This is a genomic window from Promicromonospora kroppenstedtii (assembly GCF_044389675.1).
Lineage (GTDB): Bacteria > Actinomycetota > Actinomycetes > Actinomycetales > Cellulomonadaceae > Promicromonospora > Promicromonospora kroppenstedtii.
In genome coordinates this window covers 63,292-79,305 of record NZ_JBIRYI010000005.1, presented here as the reverse complement: position 1 = coordinate 79,305, position 16,014 = coordinate 63,292, and the positions used below count along the sequence as shown (strand labels likewise).

Here is a 16,014-nt window from a genome sequence, read left to right as displayed (position 1 = left end):
GCGCACAGGAGCACCGCGGCCCGCGCCGCGGTGCTCCTGTGCTCTGGTTACTAGTACGGCCGGATGTAGACCGCGTAGTCCTGCCACTGCTCGGTGTAGCGCACAGGACTGCCGTAGTTGGCGGCCTCGACCACCATGCCGTCGCCGGCGTAGAGGGAGACGTGGCCCTGGGTCCAGACGATGTCGCCGGGGATCGGCGAGGAGACCTGGTACCCGGTCGCCACCATGGACGACGACGAGTGCGGCAGCTCGACGCCGAGCTGCGCGTACACGTACTTGATCAGGCCTGAGCAGTCGAAGCCCGTGGCGGGCGAGCTGCCGCCGTACGCGTAGGCGATGCCGATGTACTGCATCGCGATCGAGATGGCCTGGGCCCCGATGGACCCGTCGGACTTGTAGTCCGGTGTGGCCCCGTCGGCGGTGCTCGTCGCGGTCACCGAGGCTGTGGTCTCCACGGCTGGCTCCGGTTCCGGCTCGGGCTCGGGAGCGGGGGTGACCTTGACGGCCTTGCTCTCGATCTTGAGCCGTGCGTCGTTCGCGACCTGCACCGCCGGTGCTGTCGCGACCTCTTTTGCCAGCCGGTTCGAACCTTCTCCCACGACCGCGTGTGCGCCGGGGGCGAACGCTGTTGCGAGAAGTCCGGATGATGCCGCGATCACAGCGCCCGAACGGGCTGCGCTGCGGGTCACGGACATGAAGTGAGTGCTAGGAGCGTGATCGGCGCGGTGTCGACCGCGTCGGACGGTGGTACTCACCGAAGTTCTCCAAGTCGCCGGTTGCGCGGTCCCGTACCGGTCTGGGGAATGGGGCCCGCGGCTGTGCCTCCGGTGGCGCAGCGAAACCGACGCTACATACGGGTACCCACCTTGTCTCGATCAGATAACAGTTGTCGTGAAGTAACGGGCTGTCCGAATCGCGCGTAACTTTTCGACTAGATGCTTTTTCCCAGCGTAAGGACTATTTTTAGCGCCGAAATGCAGTCCTGACGGCTATGAAAAGACAGCGGACGAAATGTTGCGACACGCGGCTCTCCGCCGGTGTGTCACGGCTTGTTCCGTGCTCGGAGCTCCGCCTCCGACTTCAGGTCGGCCAGCAGGGCGTCGGCGAGCTCGCGACCTCTCGGCCCCGCCGACAGGTCGGTCAGCCCGGCGAGCATCCCGCTCCGGGCCACGACTGTCGTCACGTCGCACGCGGCACTGCCGTCCGGCCCCGCGCCGGGCAAAGGGGTGATCCGGTGGGCGGCCCCGGTCCGCACGCCGGGGGTGCCGCTGCTCGACCACGAGAAGCCCTGCCCCTCGGTGAGGCCGTCCACCTCCCAGGTCGCCGCCGGCAGCCCGGGCTGCTCGATCTCGACGCGCGAGCCCACGACGATCGCCCGCTCGGGGCCCAGGAGCGTCACGCGGCTCATGGCGCCGGTCCAGGCGGGCATGCGTTCGACGTCGGACAGAACCTGCCAGACGACGTCGGCGGGTGCCTCGACCCGGACGCTGGTGCTATAGGTATGAGCCACGGGCCCCAGGCTACGCCGGGCCGGGAGGCATCCGGTGCAGTCCGGGGCCCGTGGCGGGCCTTCGGGTGAGGGGCCTGGTCAGGGACCCGCGGAGAGCACGATCGTGACCGGGGCGCCCCAGGTGACGAGCGCACCCTCGGCCGGGTCGGACGAGATGACGGTCCCCTCCGGCGCAGTCTCCGACTCCTCCTCCGTGAACGTGCAGGCCAGGTGCTCCTGCAGGCAGACGACCTCGACGTCCTCGCGGGTCATCGCGGTGAGGTCGGGTACCTCGATGGCGCTGTCGGCGACCTCCTCGGGGAGTGGTACGAACTCGGTCGTGAGGAAGACCGTGCGGGAGTGCATCTTGCCGATCGAGTCCTCGAGCTGGAGCGGGACGTTCCGCTCCACGTCGTAGATCACCGTGACGGTCCGGTCGAACACCTCGAACGTGGCGCTGCTGCCCGTGCGGCCCTCCGCGTCCTGGACGTCCTGCTCCACCTCGACGGGGGTCAGGCTCGTGAGCAGCTCCCATCCCGCGGCGCGCACCGCCGGCGGGGCCGGGGCATCGGTGATCAGGTGGGCCGCGTTGAACAGCGCCGCGTCCTCTGCCACGCCCGTGGGCTCGAACTTCTCGAGCAGCGCGTCGTGCAGCGCACCCGGCTCGGTGGGCAACGCCGCGATGTCCGCCCACGTGAAGCTGATGGGTTCGTTGCCTTCCATGACGAGGTAACCGACGGTGTCTCTCATGGCCGGGCCGAAGCTGAGCAGCTCGAAGCTCACACCCTCGCCGTACCAGCGTTCGATGCCCATCGGCGAGTCGTCCTCGGGCTCCTCCCCCTTCTTCGAGCCGTCGACCCGGGTCACGACGTGGAAGTACGTCGCGTCCCGCCAGCCCTCCGGCGGTATGACGGGTCCATACGGCAGGTTGTCCGTGCTGTCGCCCAGCCGGTCGCCCTCACTCGATGTGACGGGCGGCCCGCTGGGCGCTGGCGACGGCTCCACCTCCATCGTCATGGAGCCGCCGGGAACGGTCGTTCCCGGGGGCTCCAGCGTGGTGGCCGCCCAGGCCCCGCCCCCGAGGGCCAGCGCCAGGGTCAGGGTGACGCCGCCCGCCCGGGCCGCCCGTCGCCGTCGGGCGGCCGGGACCACGCGCGTCACGTCGACGTCGATCCTCGGTGCGACGCGTGTGACCTGCGTACGCAGGCTCTCGGCGAACTGCTCCTCGTCGTTCATGACCCGCTCCTCTCGTGGTTCGTGTGTTGTGCCGCGCCGCCGGCTGACTCCGCGCCGCCGGCTGCCGCCGCGTCGCTCGTGCCGTCGGCCTGCAGGATCTCCCGCAGGCGGGCGATGCCACGGGACGCCGTGGACTTGACCGTGCCGACCGAGACGCCGACGGCGTCGGCGACCTCGCGCTCCGGCAGGCCCTCCAGGTGCCGGAGCACCACGATCCGGCGCTGCTTGGTGGGCAGCAGCCGCAGCGCGCGGACCAGGCGGTCGCGCTCGGCGTGCACGTCGGCGGCGCTCCGGCCGTCCTGCGGCCGTTCGGGCAGCGCGTCGGAGGACATGAGGACCTCCCGGCGCCGCCTGCGCCACCCGTCGACCCGCAGGTTCGCCAGGACGCGCCGTGCGTAGGCGAGCGGCTCCCCCTTGCGGGCCTTGGGCCAGGCCAGGTACGTCTTCATCAGGGCCTGCTGCACCAGCTCCTCGGCCTGGTGCGTGTCGCCGCACAGCAACCAGGCGGTGCGGGCCAGCGCCGGTGTGGACCGGGACATGAAGGCGGCGAACTCGGCCTCGGTGTCGCCCGCGACCACGACCTCGACCGCTTCGGTCCCGTGGGCCGCGCCGGGGGCGTGGACCGGGTCGGGGCTCGAGCGCCCCGCGACCATTGGCATGCTCATGCCTCCTTCACGGTCGAGGGCAGCGAAAGGTTGAGCGGTAGGTCCGACGGCGTGTCGGTGGCCTTCCGTATCCTCGCTGGCATGGCCACCCACCGGCTCACCGTGCAGCAGGCGCGCCGCATCGCGCTCCGCGCCCAGCTCCTCGACGCCCGCCGGCCGGTCGACCTGGTGCACCTCGTCGAGGACCTCACCTACCTCGCCGTCGACCCGACGTCGGCCGTGGCCCCGGCGGTGGACCTCGTGGCCTGGTCGCGGCTCGGGAACGAGTACTGGATCGGCGCGGTGGACGACGCGATCACCGACCGCATGCTCTTCCAGCTCCGCGGCACCGTGCGCTCGATGGGTGACCTGCCGCTGTACCTGGAGCAGATGGCCCAGTGGCCGCAGAACGAGACCATGCGGCAGTGGCTCACGGACAACGCGGAGTTCGAGCGCGAGGTGCTGGCGCTGGTCGAGGCAGAGGGGCCGGTGCTCGCCAAGGACGTGCCGGACACGGCCCGGGTGCCCTACACGTGGGGCGCCGAGGGCTGGAGCAGCCGGCGCAGCGTGGCCGAGATGCTCGAGGCGCTGAACATGCAGGGCAAGCTGGCGATGGTGGGGCGCAAGGGTCGCCAGCGCCTCTGGGACCTCGCCGAGCGGGTGTATCCCCAGGTCGAGGCGGTCCCGTTGGAGGAGGCGTTGCGCGAGCGGGTCGACCGGCGGCTGGCCGCGGAGGGTATCGCCCGCAAGCGGGCGCAGGGCCGCTCGGGCGACGGCGCCTGGTGGGTCGACCTCCCGGGCGAGGTCGTCCAGGTCGAGGGGTGCGACGGCGAGTGGCACGTCGACCCGGAGCTGCTGGACCACGCGGACGACGACTTCGAACCGCGCACCGCCCTGCTGTCGCCGTTCGACGCGCTCGTGGCCGACCGGCCACGGCTGCTCGACCTGTTCGACTACGAGTACACGCTCGAGATGTACAAGCCGAAGGGGAAGCGGCGCTGGGGCTACTTCGCGCTGCCGATCCTGCACGGGGAGCGGTTCGTGGGGAAGCTCGACGCCAAGGCGGACCGCAAGGAGGGCGTGCTGTGCGTCTTCGCGGTGCACGAGGACCTGCCGTTCGACGGTGCGACGACGGACGCGGTGCACGCCGAGGTCGAGCAGCTCGCGGCGTGGCTGGGGCTGGGCCGCGTCGACTACGCCCGAAGTGGTTGAATCTTTCAGTAATCTAGAGGGTCGTGAAATCGGGCTATCATCCGCGACGTGACATCGCAGATGATGGTTGACCTCGTACCGGTGGGCGAGGACGTGCTCGAGGACCTGCTCGCCCTGGCCGTGGCCGAGGCCCAGCCCGGCGAGGTGATGCCGCCCGCACCCGGCGAGCCGGCCGGCGAGGCGCGCACCACGTGGACCGAGCTCCGCGAGGCAGCCTTCCGCGAGTACCACCGCCGCTGCCGGCTCAGCGTGACCGCACCTGTCCCCGAGGTGACCTGGGCGGTCATGGCCGGGGGCCGCATCGTGGGCGCGGCCCGCCTCGCCCTGGTCGACGGCGACCCGGACGCGCGCGAGGTCGGTCTCTGGCTCGGCGAGACGTACCGCGGGCACGGCATCGCCGGCGAGGTCGCCTACTGGGCGGTGGCCGCCGCCCAGACCATGGAGGCCCGGCGGCTGGTGGCCCGCACGGTGGCGAGCCCCGCCGCGCGCCGGTCGCTGGAGCGCATCGGCTTCGAGGTGGTCGAGCACGACGACGGCCTGCTCGGCAGCATCACGCTGCCCTGACCCCGGCCGGGCGTTCCGGGCCGGCCGAGGTCAGGGCAGGGTCAGCGCCGTCAGCTCCGCGCGCGTGCCCGCGAAGACGTTGAGGTCGATGTACGGCTCCACGCCGTCGTACCCGGGCAGCCGGTCGCGGTTCGAGTACTGCCAGATCGTCCAGTCCCGGCCGTCGGAGAGCCTGGGCGTCCAGGCGACCGACCGGATCCAGATCGGCAGGTCGGGGTAGCGGTCCGCGAGGTACAGGTCGTACGCGTCCCCGGTCGCGTACACGATCGGCGGCACGCCGTAGTGCTCCTCGACGCCCGCGACCAGAGGGTCGAGGATCGCCCGCACCTGATCGGGCGCCGGCGGGTCCTGGAAGTAGCGCCCGTAGAACTCCAGGTCGATCACGGGTGGCAGCGTGCCCGGGGTCGCGGGCACCTCGCGCGCGAGCCGCGCGGCCTGCTCGGCGCCCGGGCTCTCGAAGCTCATGAAGTGGTACGCCCCCACGAGCAGGTCCGTGCGGTTCGCGGCCGCCCAGTTCTCGGCGAACCGGGGGTCGGTGTGCGACGCGCCCTCGGTTGCCTTGATCCACGCGAAGTCGAGGTCCTGTGCCGCGAGCACGTCCCAGTCGATCTCGCCCTGGTAGTGCGAGACGTCGACGCCGCGCACGTCGTGGGCCGCGGCCGGCAGCCGGCTCGGCCAGACGGTCCCGGTCGCCACGAGCACGCCGAGGACCACGACGACGGCGACCCCGGCCGCCGTCGTCCACAGGGCCGTGCGCACGCCTGTGCGTGGTGCCGACCGGGGCGGACGACGCTCGAAGGGGGTTCGCATGACCGGAGGCTAGCGGCGGGATCCGCGCGCCAGGGCCGACACACGTGCAGGTCGTGTGCGGACGGCTACTCGCCCGTCGCGCCGCCCGTGATCTCGGCGGCGATGTCCAGATGGCCCGCGTGCCGCGCGTACTCCTGCAGCACGTGGAAGCAGATCCAGGCGAGCGTGGGCGGGTCCTCGGTGAACCGGCCGCCGAGCGCGCCGTGCTCCGCCGGGTCGTGCGCGGCGAGCACCTCGCGCGTCGTCTCGCCCCCGGCGTGCAGACGGTCGAGGAGCTCGGCGAGGTCCACGCCGTCGGGCACGGCCCACGGCCCGTGCGGGTCCTGCTCCGCGTGGTCGCCCCACGGGTCGTCGACCTGCTCGCCCAGGAACCCCCAGCGGAACCAGCGCCGCTCCATGTGCACCAGGTGGATCAGGAGCTCCAGCGGCGACCAGCCGGACGGCAGCCGGGAGGTGCGCAGCTCGGCGTCGGACAGGGTGCGCAGCTTCCGGTCCACGGCCTGCCGGTAGTAGTCCAGGTAGGCGGTGAAGAGCACCGGGGTCTCGGCGGAGTCGAGCCGCGGCTCGCGGTCGGAGAGGGGCATGCCGAGAGGTTACGTCGTGCTCCCGGAAAAACTGACCCGGATCAGCTTCGCGAAGTGCTGTGACATCGGCGGGGTCGCCGCGTCTGTAGTGCATGACCGCGACGAAGAGCAGGACCTACGGGCTGGCATCGAACCCCTCGGAGTGGGCCGCGCACCGGCGCGCCGTCGTCTTCTCCGTGCACCGGATGTTCCCGGGGGTGGACGCCGAGCGCGCCGCGACCGAGGGCCTGGGCGAGCTGTGCCGCCAGATCGTGATGCGCGGCGCCGTCGACCGCCCCGCCGTCGTGTGGTGCGAGGCCGCGATAGCGGCGGCCGCGCGTCTGCGGGTCGAGAGCGGCGCCGCGGCGTGAGGCGGAGGTGGTGCACCCAGGCGCAGACACCCCGGCCCCACCCGCGGATGTCGGACGCGCAGGCCCAGGGGACCTGTGCGCCCGACGCCAGGATCAGCGCGTACTGCCGACCTCTGCCACGAACCGAGCGGCGCGTTCGCGCAGACCGGCGATGCGGCGGTCGGTGATCAGCTCACGCATGGCCGGGTCGTTGCCGGCCTCGGTGAACGTGGGCGTGCGCCGCACGTTGCGCGAGCAGGCGAACTCGGTGCAGATCAGCGTGCCGATCGTGTTGCCGTTGCGCCCGGACGCGCCGCCCCGCTTGGCGACGTACATGGAGACGTCCTCGGTGACGACGACGTCCTCGCACCAGGCGCAGACGCCCTTGGTGCGCTTGCCGCCGGCCTTGGCGTCGGTGGAGCGCAACAGAACCCCGGTCGGTTCACCGTCGAGCTCGAGCACCACGTACGCGGACAGCGGCGCCTTGCGGTCGCGCCATCCGAGGTAGTCGAGGCGCTCCCAGTCGAGGCCGTCGAGGTCGGGCAGGGTCGCCTGCGCGGCCTCCCGCTTGCTCGCGTTCAGGAAGGACGCGCGGATCTGCTTCTCGGTCATGGGGTTCATCAGGTTTCTCGGCTTCCGGTCGTGCGGAGGCCACCGGCCGGCGTTCGTGGTCGCGCGAGTGCACGACGGCGCCACGGTCACCGAAACGGATCGGTCACCGGGCCGGCTGGCGGCAGGGCAGGGGACGATGCCGCGCCCGCCCTCCGACAGCGCGCACCACCCTGTGGAAGGCCTTGTGGAAAAGGCCGTGCAGGGGGCGGTGCTGCCGGGATCAGAGAGCTGTGACGCGGGTCCGGGCGCTGCCCGAGCAGGCCGCTGCGGCCGCCCCGCATCCCGCGGTGTGTACCCGCATCTCTCGCTCCTCATGCCGCTGTCGCATCTGATGGCCGGTCCGCCGCGGCTGCGCCGCACGGCCGACCTCTCGATGCTACACACGGGCCACGCGCGGCACACGTGCTTTGTGGTGCGTCCCGCCTCACACCCAGACGGCGGTCTCCGGGTCGACGCCGCGCCCGCGGGCGTTCGCGTCGATGATGTCGCGGAGCCAGGTGGCCAGACCGGGTTCGAGGTCGTCGTAGAACGACCGGAAGCCGGGGTCGGTCACGTACGTGCGACCCAGGCAGACATGCATGGAGACGGTGCAGTCGAAGTAGGCGCCGACCGACGCCCGGTGCCGTTCGGCCAGGTCGTTCGCCGTCGCGCTGCCCGGCGGCACGCCCGCACGGAGGGCCACGGCGAGGTCGTGGTGGAGAGCCTCGACGTCCGCCGTGATCCGGCGCCAGTCCTCGGGCCCCCGGTCCGCCGCGCGCTCGGCGTACTGCGCCCACTGCTCGCCGTCGCCCCACCGCTCCCGCGCCTCGGCCGTCCACTCCGGCCGCCACTGCTCTCCGAAGATGCGCACCTGTTCCTCGGGGGAGAGCAGCACCCCGGACCGGCGCGCCTCGATCATGCGGTCCAGCGCGTCCGCCGACCGCTGCAGGCGCGCGAGGTGCTCGCGCACCTCGTCCCGCTGCCGGCGCAGGGACTCCTCGGCGTCGTCGGCGGGCGCGTCCAGGAGCGCCGCGATCTCAGCAAGTGGCAGGCCCAGCTCGCGGTAGAGGCGCACCCGGTGCAGCCGGGCGACGTCGGCGGCGTCGTACAGCCGGTGCCCGCCGGCCGTGCGCTGCGACGGGCAGGCCAGGCCCAGACCGTCCCAGTGGTGCAGCGTCCGCACCGTGACGCCCACGACGGACGCGGCACCGCCGACGGTCAGCCCGTCCGGCGGCACCGCGTCGGTGGCGCTCGCGTACGTCATCCGGCCCAGTCTCGCAGGCGCGTCACTCCCCGGGTCCCTCGATCCCCATGTCCCGCAGGTTCTGGGCCTCGGGGCTGTCGGGGTCGTACGGTCGGGCGGCGGTCATGACCACCCGCGCGTTCTCCGGTGTGACCACCTCGAGCTCGACCGAGCCCCAGGGCATCGTCCGCGGCCCCGTGGTGCTGCCGGGCCGTGCCTCCTCGCAGGCAGCGGCGATGCCCGCGACCTGGTCGAGCACGCAGGAGAAGCTCACGGTCAGCGCGGGCGCCTCGGCGGGCCGCCCCGTCGGGACCAGGAGGACGTCCTGGAACGTCCAGCGGCGCAGGTGGACCACCTGGCCGGGTACGGAGAAGAGCTCGAAGAAGCCCAGCCCCCGTACCCAGAAGTCGGTGGACGCCGCCAGGTCGGCGGTGGGCACCGAGACGAACATCGGCATGCCGTAGATGCCGTGGAAGGGCTCGGGTGCCCGGGCGTCCGGGCCGGGAACGGGGACGGGGCTGACATCGAAAGCGGGGTAGGTGTCGATCATGACCCCAGGCTGGGCCCTCACGCGGCGTGAGGTTCAAGTGGCGTCAGCGCGTGGGCTGGAGCTCCGTGTCCGGCGACGGCGCGGCCTCCCGCTCGGCCGGCTGCGCGAGGTGGCCCGTCCGCTTGAGCCACCACTCGGCGAGCAGCGTGGTCAGCGGTGGGACCGCCGAGGCCAGCGCGACGAGCGTGCGGAACCAGCCCCACCTCAGCCGCACGGCCGCGATCAGCGTGACCACGACGAACAGCACGAACGCGCCACCGTGCAGGCGGCCGAACAGCCACACACCTGCCTCGGTGGTCTCGGTGACGTACTTGAGGAACATCCCGACCAGGAGTCCGGCCCAGGTGAACGCCTCGATCCAGGCGACGACGGCGAACAGGCGGCCCAGACGGGACATCGGGGGCATGCGGGGTTCCTTCCGGAGGCGGGGCGGGACGTACGCCCAGTCTGCCCGACGCCGGACGGTGGGCCTCAGCCCGGCTGCCGCAGCCGAGACCGCACGGCGACACCAGCGCAGAGGATCACGGCCGCCCCACCGAGCACCGTGGACCAGCCGACCTGCTCGTGCAGCAGCAGCGCGGCCCAGCAGATGCCCAGCACGGGCTGGATCAGCTGCACCTGGCTGACCTGCGCCATCGGGCCGATCGCCAGGCCGCGGTACCAGGCGACGAAGCCCAGGAACATGCTCACCGTGCCCAGGTAGCCGAACACTGCCCAGTCGAGCGGGCTGCCCGACGGCGGCTGCCGCACCACCGAGACCGCTGTGAGCAGTGCCATGGGCGCGGCGGCGAGGACGAGCGCCCAGGAGATCGTCTGCCACGCGCCGAGCTCGCGGGCGAGCAGCCCGCCCTCCGCGTAGCCGAGCCCGCAGGCGACCACGGCGGCGAGCAGCAGCAGGTCCGACCCGGTCAGTCCGCCGAGCCTGCCGCCCTGTACCGAGGCGAAGGTGATCGCCGCGACCGCGCCCAGCGCCGCCATGACCCAGAACGACGCGCGGGGCCGCTCGTGCCCGCGCAGCACGACCAGTACCGCGGTCACCGCGGGCAGCAGTGCGACCACCACTGCGGCGTGGCCGGCCGGCGCCGTGGTGAGCGCGAACGACGTCAGCACCGGGAAGCCGACCACCACCCCGGCGGCCACCACCGCGAGTCGCGCCCACTGCACGCCGCGCGGTCGGCGCTGCCGGGTGATGGCGAGAGCGGCGGAGGCCAGCACCGCCGCGACCACGGCGCGTCCGCAGGACACGAACAGCGGCGACATGGCACCGCCGCCGACCACCACCCGGGTGAACGGGAGGGTTAACGAGAACGCCAGGACCCCCAGGAGCCCCCACCCGGGGCCGGCGCGAGAGGTCGATAGCGGAGTGCGCACAGGAACGATAGCGCTACTGTTGGCTGTCATGTATGACGATAGCAGTGGTCGAATCGTCGCCGGGCTGCGCGACTGGATCGCGGGCGCGGCACCGGGCGCGCGCCTGCCCTCCAGCCGAGAGCTGGTGACGCGGTACGGCGCGAGCCCGGTCACCGTGCAGAAGGCGCTGCGCACCCTGGTGGCGCAGGGCCTCGTGGAGACCCGGCCGGGCGTCGGTGCGTTCGTCCGGGCCGTCCGGGTGGCGCGCCCCAACGACCACGGCTGGCAGACGGCGGCGCTCGGTCCCCGGCCGCAGCCCGCCCAGCAGCTCTCCCGCGCGCAGCACACCGCGCCGAACGACGTCGTCGCGCTGCACTCGGGCTACCCGGACCGCGAGCTGCTCCCCGAGCGCCTGGTCCGTGCCGCCTTCACCCGGGCGGCGCGCACCGACGCCGCGGTGACCCGGTCGCCGGCCGCCGGGATGCCCGAGCTGCAGGCCTGGTTCGCGGCCGAGGTCGGCGGCGCCGCACCCGTCGGCGTCGCGCCGCCCGCACCGAGCGACGTCGTCGTCTTCCCCGGCAGCCAGAGCAGCCTCAGCATCACGTTCCGCGCGCTGGTGGGCGCGGGCCGGCCCCTGTTGGTGGAGTCACCCACGTACTGGGGTGCCCTGCTCGCCGCCGAGCAGGTGGGCGTGCAGGTGGTGCCGGTACCCAGCGGTCCCGGCGGCCCGGATCCGGAGGCGCTCGCGCGAGCATTCGAGCAGACCGGGGCACGCGCCTTCTACGCGCAGCCACACTTCGCCAACCCGACCGGAGGCCGCTGGTCCCCCGACCTGTGCGACGAGGTGCTCCGGCTGGCCCGGCAGCACGGCGCGTACGTGATCGAGGACGACTGGGCGCACGACTTCGGCATCACCGAGGACGTGGTGCCGCTCGCCTCCCGCGACGACGCCGGGCACGTGGTCTACCTGCGCTCGCTGACCAAGAGCGTGTCCCCGGCGGTCCGCGTGGCCGGACTCGTCGCACGAGGCCCGGCCCGCGACCGCATCCTCGCCGGCGCCCAGGCCGAGTCCATGTACGTGAGCGGCTTGCTCCAGGCCGTAGCGCTCGACGTCGTGACCCAGCCCGCCTGGCGCGCCCACCTGCGCGGCCTGCGCCAGCAGCTCGCCGGACGCCGCGACCTGCTGCTCGGAGCGCTCCGCGAGCGCGTCCCGGAGGCGCGCGTCGAGGCGGTGCCGCGGGGCGGCCTCAACCTCTGGGTGCGGCTGCCCGACACGACCGACCTCGAACGGCTGGTCCGCGACTGCGAGGCGGCGGGCGTGATCATCGCGGCGGGCGACGAGTGGTTCCCGGCCGAGCCGACGGGGGCCTACCTGCGGCTCAACTACGCCGGTCCGAACCCGGGGGCGTTCCCTGAGGGGGCGCGCGTGCTGGGCGAGATGCTGGGGCGGCAGCGGGGCTGACGCGCTACCTGGCCGCCAGCGTCCGCGCCCAGGCCACCCCGCGTCGCACCCACGCGGTGAGCTCGGCCTCGGAGCCGAGCGCGTCGGCCGGGACGTCCAGCCAGCCCGCCATGGTCCGGGCACCCATCACCGCGCGCGACGCGGCCGTGGTCCGGGCCAGCTCGTCGGCGGCGTCGGCACCCACCCGGACCAGCAGTCCGTCGCCGCGTACCGCCACGGCGAGGTTGCCGCCCACCAGGAACGACAGCCCGCCGAACATGCGCTTCTCGGACAGGCCGTCCTCGCCGGCCAGCGCGTGCCGGATCTCGTCGGCCAGGACCAGGTCGTATGCCATGCCGCCGACGCTACGCCTGCTCCCGCCGCTCCAGCCGGAAGAGGCGCACCACCCGGCCGGACGTCCGCTCGTACTGGCGGTAGCCCGGCCACTGCCGCTCGATCCGGGCCCACACGGCGTCGCGCTCGTCGTCCTCGATCAGCGTGGCGCGGACCGGGATGCGGCGGCCGTGCACGCTGATGCTCGCGTCCGGGTGGGCCAGCAGGTTGTAGGTCCACGCGGGATGCCGGCTCTGCGCGAACGACGAGCCCGCGACGATCCCCCGGCCGCGCCCCTCAGGCGTGTACATGAGGTAGGTGTCGTGCTGCCGGCCCGACCGCGCCCCGACCGTGTGCAGCACGAGCGACGGCACCAGCAGGGCGCTGATCTGCAGCCGCCCGCCGGAGCACCAGGCGAGCGCCCGCTCGGCGGACGGCAGCACCACCGGACCGACGGCGCGGAACACCCGCGTGCGCGTCAGCGGTGCGACAAGGGAGCGGGCGGCGTGCAGCAGGCTGGCCATCTGTCCATGATCTGACGGGCCGGCGTAGTCGGCACCACGATGCGGGGTAGCGTCGCGACCGGCGCTCTCGATCGTGCGCTTCCCCGACCGACGCCGCCTGGAGGAGTCATGACCATCACCCACGAGACCGTTGCCGTGCCGGACGGCGTCGTCGCACCGCGGTTCCGTCCGCCGGCGGGCGCGTCGAGCGCCGCGGCCGTGTCGCTCGACGGCGAGTGGCGGTTCCGGCTGTTCCCGCACCCGGACACAGGTGTGGACCGGGCGGAGCCCGGCGAGGACTGGGACCGCCTGTCGGTGCCCGGCCACTGGCAGCTCGCCCAGGCCCCGCACGCCTGGCCGTACGGCGTGCCCGAGTACAACAACGTGACCTTCCCGTTCCCGATCGAGCCGCCGCACGTGCCCGACGACAACCCGACCGGTGAGTACCGCACCACGCTGCGGCTGCCGGCCGACTGGCCCGAGGGCGGCCGCACACTGCTGCGCTTCGAGGGCGTGGACTCCTGGTTCCAGGTGGCGCTCGACGGCGAGCTGCTCGCCACGTCGCACGGCTCGCGCCTGCCCACCGAGGTGGACCTCACCGACCGCCTGACCCGGGGCGGCGAGCACCTGCTCGCGGTACGCGTCACCAAGTGGTCGGCCATGTCGTACGCCGAGGACCAGGACCAGTGGTGGCTCTCGGGCATCTTCCGCAGCGTGTCGCTGGAGCACCGCCCCGACGGCGCGCTCGACGACGTCCGCGTGCACGCCGCCTACGACCACACGACCGGGACGGGCACGCTGCGCGTGGACGCCACGTCCGTGGGCACCGGCCGGGACGCCGTCGCCGCCCGCGTGACGGTTCCGGAGCTCGGCGTCGACGCGGCGTCGGGCGAGGAGGTCCAGGTGGCCGTCGAGCCGTGGAGCGCCGAGCGCCCGCGCCTCTACGACGTCGTCGTCACGACGGACACCGAGACGGTGACGCTCGCCGTCGGCTTCCGTACCGTCTCGATCGAGGACGGCGTGTTCCTGGTCAACGGCCGGGCGGTCAAGCTGCGCGGGGTGAACCGGCACGAGTTCGACCCGCTGCGCGGGCGCTCGGTGACCCCGGAGCGGATGCTCGAGGACGTGCTGCTCATGAAGCGGCACCACATCAACGCGGTCCGCACGAGCCACTACCCGCCGCACCCGCACTTCCTGGACCTGTGCGACCGGTACGGCCTCTACGTCATCGACGAGAACGACCTGGAGACGCACGGTTTCGAGGACGAGCGCGGCTGGGAGGGCAACCCGGTCGACGATCCGGACTGGACCGAGGTGCTCGTCGACCGTGTCACCCGGATGGTGCGCCGCGACGGCCACCACGCGAGCATCATCCTGTGGTCGCTCGGCAACGAGGCGGGCGGCGGCATCAACGTCCCCGCGATGGCCGACGCCGTGCGCGCGCTCGACCCGAGCCGGCCGATCCACTACGAGGGCGACTGGTCCAGCGAGCACGTGGACGTGTACTCGCGGATGTACGCCGAGACCGAGCACGTGAACCTGATCGGGCAGGGTATCGAGCCGGCGCTGGAGCGCGCGGATGCGGACGCCCGCCGCCGGGGCATGCCGTTCCTGCAGTGCGAGTACGCGCACGCCATGGGTAACGGCCCGGGCGGGCTGTCCGACTACGACGCGCTGTTCGACCGGTACCCGCGCCTGATGGGCGGGTTCATCTGGGAGTGGATCGACCACGGCCTGACTCGTACGGACGCCGACGGCAACCTGTTCTCGGCGTACGGCGGCGACTTCGGCGAGCGGTTCCACGACGGCACGTTCATCGCCGACGGCCTGCTGCTGCCCGACCGCACGCCGTCGCCGGGCCTGCTGGAGACGGCGGCCGTGTTCGCGCCGGTCCGGATCGACGCGCAGCCGGACGGCACACTGCTGGTGCGTAACCGTTACGCGTTCCGGGACACGAGCCACGCCGAGCTGCGCTGGACGCTGCACCGCGGCGAGGAGGAGCTCGCCACGGGCACGCTCGACCTGGTCCTGGAGGCCGGGACCGAGGCCGTCGTCAGCCCGCCGGCCCACCTGACCCTGCCGGAGCCGGGCGAGGCGCCGGTCTGGTGGACGCTGCGGGCCGTGCAGGAGAAGGCGGACGCGCTGGAGGAGCCCTGGCTGGAGACCGGGTTCGTGCTCGGCGCGGGGCAGCTCATGCTCGTCGAGCCGGCGCCCCTGGCGGCGCCGTCGGGCCGCGTGACCGTGGAGACCGACGGCGGGTACTCCGCCGGTCCGGCCCGGTTCGACCGCCGGGGTGACCTGCGCTCGCTCGCGGGCCGCGACGTGCACGCCTTCCGGGTGGACGGCTGGCGGGCGCCGACCGACAACGACCGCCGTGCGGGGATGTGGCGCGGGCTGTCCGACGCCGAGGTGTGGCGCAGCACGAGCATGCACCTGCTGGCCGAGCGCAAGGCCGGGGTCGCGGTGAGCGAGGCCGGCGCGCTGGAGATCGACGCGCGCATCGCGGGCCCGACGACACGCGCGGGCTTCGCGACGCGCTACACGTGGCAGCCGGCCACCGACGCGCCGGACGCCGTCGACCTGCTCGTCGACATCCAGCCGGAGGGCCGGTGGCCGGAGAGCGTCGCGCGCCTCGGTCTGCTGCTCGCGCTCGACGAGCCGCGTGCGGCCGACGCCGGCGTGCGCTGGTCCGGCCTCGGCCCGGACGAGTCGTACGCGGACTCAAGGGCGGCCGCGCTCGGCGGGGCGTGGCAGCACTCGGTCGCCGACTGGCAGACCCGGTACACCCACCCGCAGGAGAACGGCGCTCGCCGCGGCGTCACGAGCGCTGTCCTGTCCTTCGCGGACGGCTCGGGCCTGCGGATCGACTCGGGCGAGGTGACGGTCGGCGGCCGGCGTCAGGTCGGCTTCGAGCTGTCGCTGCGCCCGTGGTCCGACGAGGCACTCGACCGTGCGGCGCACCCGCACGAGCTCGTGCCGGACGGCCGGCTGTGGCTGCACCTCGACGCCGCCCAGCACGGCGTCGGCAGCGCTGCCTGCGGTCCGGGCGTGCTGCCGAACGCCCAGCTGCACGTCGCGCCCGTCCGGATGCGGCTGCGCTTCACGGCCCTCTGAGCCGCACCTCACGAACCACTG

Annotated in this window: 18 protein-coding genes; 5 read left to right on the top strand and 13 right to left on the bottom strand. The window is 73.2% G+C overall.

Annotated elements, in window-relative coordinates:
- Positions 1-50: 50 nt before the first annotated feature.
- The 4 genes from ACH47X_RS09545 to ACH47X_RS09530 all read right to left on the bottom strand — a co-directional run bounded on the left by ACH47X_RS09545 (position 51) and on the right by ACH47X_RS09530 (position 3,390).
- Positions 51-548 (bottom strand): C40 family peptidase, encoded by a 498-nt coding sequence (locus ACH47X_RS09545; RefSeq protein WP_397403623.1) that lies wholly within the window; start codon positions 546-548, stop codon positions 51-53.
- Positions 549-1,042: 494 nt separating this feature from the next.
- Entirely contained in the window at positions 1,043-1,510 is a 468-nt protein-coding gene (locus tag ACH47X_RS09540; RefSeq protein ID WP_397403621.1) for an SRPBCC family protein, read from the bottom strand.
- Between the two features lie 78 nt (positions 1,511-1,588).
- Entirely contained in the window at positions 1,589-2,725 is a 1,137-nt protein-coding gene (locus ACH47X_RS09535) for a PASTA domain-containing protein (protein WP_397403619.1), read from the bottom strand.
- Positions 2,722-3,390: a SigE family RNA polymerase sigma factor gene (locus ACH47X_RS09530; protein WP_397403617.1), complete on the bottom strand. Its 669-nt coding sequence runs from the start codon at positions 3,388-3,390 to the stop codon at positions 2,722-2,724. The genes ACH47X_RS09535 and ACH47X_RS09530 overlap by 4 nt, the downstream gene beginning before the upstream one ends.
- Positions 3,391-3,471: 81 nt before the next feature.
- Between ACH47X_RS09530 and ACH47X_RS09525 the strand changes: the two genes are divergently transcribed.
- Together ACH47X_RS09525 and ACH47X_RS09520 are read left to right on the top strand one after the other, a co-directional pair.
- Positions 3,472-4,581, top strand: a complete 1,110-nt coding sequence (locus ACH47X_RS09525) for a DNA glycosylase AlkZ-like family protein (protein ID WP_397403615.1) — start codon at positions 3,472-3,474, stop codon at positions 4,579-4,581.
- A gap of 48 nt (positions 4,582-4,629) precedes the next feature.
- Positions 4,630-5,145, top strand: a complete 516-nt coding sequence (locus ACH47X_RS09520; RefSeq protein WP_397403613.1) for a GNAT family N-acetyltransferase — start codon at positions 4,630-4,632, stop codon at positions 5,143-5,145.
- A gap of 30 nt (positions 5,146-5,175) precedes the next feature.
- Here ACH47X_RS09520 and ACH47X_RS09515 read toward each other — a convergent pair whose 3' ends face one another.
- Positions 5,176-5,955 (bottom strand): GH25 family lysozyme, encoded by a 780-nt coding sequence (locus ACH47X_RS09515; RefSeq protein ID WP_397403611.1) that lies wholly within the window; start codon positions 5,953-5,955, stop codon positions 5,176-5,178.
- Between the two features lie 65 nt (positions 5,956-6,020).
- Complete coding sequence (locus ACH47X_RS09510) at positions 6,021-6,539, bottom strand: DinB family protein (protein WP_397403609.1); 519 nt, start codon at positions 6,537-6,539, stop codon at positions 6,021-6,023.
- 92 nt (positions 6,540-6,631) lie between these two features.
- Here ACH47X_RS09510 and ACH47X_RS09505 point away from each other — a divergent pair, with 92 nt between their 5' ends.
- Positions 6,632-6,889, top strand: a complete 258-nt coding sequence (locus ACH47X_RS09505; RefSeq protein WP_142031929.1) for a hypothetical protein — start codon at positions 6,632-6,634, stop codon at positions 6,887-6,889.
- A 93-nt stretch (positions 6,890-6,982) separates the two neighbouring features.
- On the opposite strand, the gene ACH47X_RS09500 is transcribed toward ACH47X_RS09505, so the two are convergent.
- The 5 genes from ACH47X_RS09500 to ACH47X_RS09480 form a co-directional block, all read right to left on the bottom strand.
- Positions 6,983-7,489 (bottom strand): FBP domain-containing protein, encoded by a 507-nt coding sequence (locus ACH47X_RS09500; protein ID WP_036966348.1) that lies wholly within the window; start codon positions 7,487-7,489, stop codon positions 6,983-6,985.
- A 415-nt stretch (positions 7,490-7,904) separates the two neighbouring features.
- Positions 7,905-8,723 carry a MerR family transcriptional regulator gene (locus tag ACH47X_RS09495; protein ID WP_397403606.1) on the bottom strand — a complete coding sequence of 273 codons (819 nt, stop codon included), beginning with the start codon at positions 8,721-8,723 and terminating at the stop codon, positions 7,905-7,907.
- 22 nt (positions 8,724-8,745) lie between these two features.
- Complete coding sequence (locus tag ACH47X_RS09490) at positions 8,746-9,252, bottom strand: VOC family protein (protein WP_397403604.1); 507 nt, start codon at positions 9,250-9,252, stop codon at positions 8,746-8,748.
- A 43-nt stretch (positions 9,253-9,295) separates the two neighbouring features.
- A complete protein-coding gene (locus tag ACH47X_RS09485; RefSeq protein WP_397403602.1) occupies positions 9,296-9,658 on the bottom strand; it encodes a DUF3817 domain-containing protein in 363 nt (120 codons plus the stop codon).
- Positions 9,659-9,723: 65 nt separating this feature from the next.
- Complete coding sequence (locus tag ACH47X_RS09480) at positions 9,724-10,653, bottom strand: DMT family transporter (RefSeq protein ID WP_397403600.1); 930 nt, start codon at positions 10,651-10,653, stop codon at positions 9,724-9,726.
- Between ACH47X_RS09480 and ACH47X_RS09475 the strand changes: the two genes are divergently transcribed.
- Complete coding sequence (locus tag ACH47X_RS09475) at positions 10,652-12,064, top strand: PLP-dependent aminotransferase family protein (RefSeq protein WP_397403598.1); 1,413 nt, start codon at positions 10,652-10,654, stop codon at positions 12,062-12,064. The two genes, ACH47X_RS09480 and ACH47X_RS09475, sit on opposite strands and share 2 nt — an antisense overlap.
- A 4-nt stretch (positions 12,065-12,068) precedes the next feature.
- Here the strand turns inward: ACH47X_RS09475 and ACH47X_RS09470 are convergent, their stop codons facing one another.
- A complete protein-coding gene (locus tag ACH47X_RS09470; protein ID WP_397403596.1) occupies positions 12,069-12,398 on the bottom strand; it encodes a TfoX/Sxy family protein in 330 nt (109 codons plus the stop codon).
- Between the two features lie 10 nt (positions 12,399-12,408).
- Positions 12,409-12,900: a nitroreductase family deazaflavin-dependent oxidoreductase gene (locus ACH47X_RS09465; protein ID WP_397403594.1), complete on the bottom strand. Its 492-nt coding sequence runs from the start codon at positions 12,898-12,900 to the stop codon at positions 12,409-12,411.
- Between the two features lie 108 nt (positions 12,901-13,008).
- Between ACH47X_RS09465 and ACH47X_RS09460 the strand changes: the two genes are divergently transcribed.
- Complete coding sequence (locus ACH47X_RS09460) at positions 13,009-15,993, top strand: glycoside hydrolase family 2 TIM barrel-domain containing protein (protein ID WP_397403592.1); 2,985 nt, start codon at positions 13,009-13,011, stop codon at positions 15,991-15,993.
- Positions 15,994-16,014: the final 21 nt, after the last annotated feature.

What these genes read in the sequence shown, in the direction of transcription:
- ACH47X_RS09535 (WP_397403619.1), bottom strand. Translation starts at nt 2,725, where the DNA reads ATGAACGACGAGGAGCAGTTCGCCGAGAGCCTGCGTACGCAGGTCACA.
- ACH47X_RS09530 (WP_397403617.1), bottom strand. Translation starts at nt 3,390, where the DNA reads ATGAGCATGCCAATGGTCGCGGGGCGCTCGAGCCCCGACCCGGTCCAC.
- ACH47X_RS09525 (WP_397403615.1), top strand. Translation starts at nt 3,472, where the DNA reads ATGGCCACCCACCGGCTCACCGTGCAGCAGGCGCGCCGCATCGCGCTC.
- ACH47X_RS09515 (WP_397403611.1), bottom strand. Translation starts at nt 5,955, where the DNA reads ATGCGAACCCCCTTCGAGCGTCGTCCGCCCCGGTCGGCACCACGCACA.
- ACH47X_RS09510 (WP_397403609.1), bottom strand. Translation starts at nt 6,539, where the DNA reads ATGCCCCTCTCCGACCGCGAGCCGCGGCTCGACTCCGCCGAGACCCCG.
- ACH47X_RS09505 (WP_142031929.1), top strand. Translation starts at nt 6,632, where the DNA reads ATGACCGCGACGAAGAGCAGGACCTACGGGCTGGCATCGAACCCCTCG.
- ACH47X_RS09500 (WP_036966348.1), bottom strand. Translation starts at nt 7,489, where the DNA reads ATGAACCCCATGACCGAGAAGCAGATCCGCGCGTCCTTCCTGAACGCG.
- ACH47X_RS09495 (WP_397403606.1), bottom strand. Translation starts at nt 8,723, where the DNA reads ATGACGTACGCGAGCGCCACCGACGCGGTGCCGCCGGACGGGCTGACC.
- ACH47X_RS09490 (WP_397403604.1), bottom strand. Translation starts at nt 9,252, where the DNA reads ATGATCGACACCTACCCCGCTTTCGATGTCAGCCCCGTCCCCGTTCCC.
- ACH47X_RS09485 (WP_397403602.1), bottom strand. Translation starts at nt 9,658, where the DNA reads ATGCCCCCGATGTCCCGTCTGGGCCGCCTGTTCGCCGTCGTCGCCTGG.
- ACH47X_RS09475 (WP_397403598.1), top strand. Translation starts at nt 10,652, where the DNA reads ATGTATGACGATAGCAGTGGTCGAATCGTCGCCGGGCTGCGCGACTGG.
- ACH47X_RS09480 (WP_397403600.1), bottom strand. Translation starts at nt 10,653, where the DNA reads ATGACAGCCAACAGTAGCGCTATCGTTCCTGTGCGCACTCCGCTATCG.
- ACH47X_RS09470 (WP_397403596.1), bottom strand. Translation starts at nt 12,398, where the DNA reads ATGGCATACGACCTGGTCCTGGCCGACGAGATCCGGCACGCGCTGGCC.
- ACH47X_RS09465 (WP_397403594.1), bottom strand. Translation starts at nt 12,900, where the DNA reads ATGGCCAGCCTGCTGCACGCCGCCCGCTCCCTTGTCGCACCGCTGACG.
- ACH47X_RS09460 (WP_397403592.1), top strand. Translation starts at nt 13,009, where the DNA reads ATGACCATCACCCACGAGACCGTTGCCGTGCCGGACGGCGTCGTCGCA.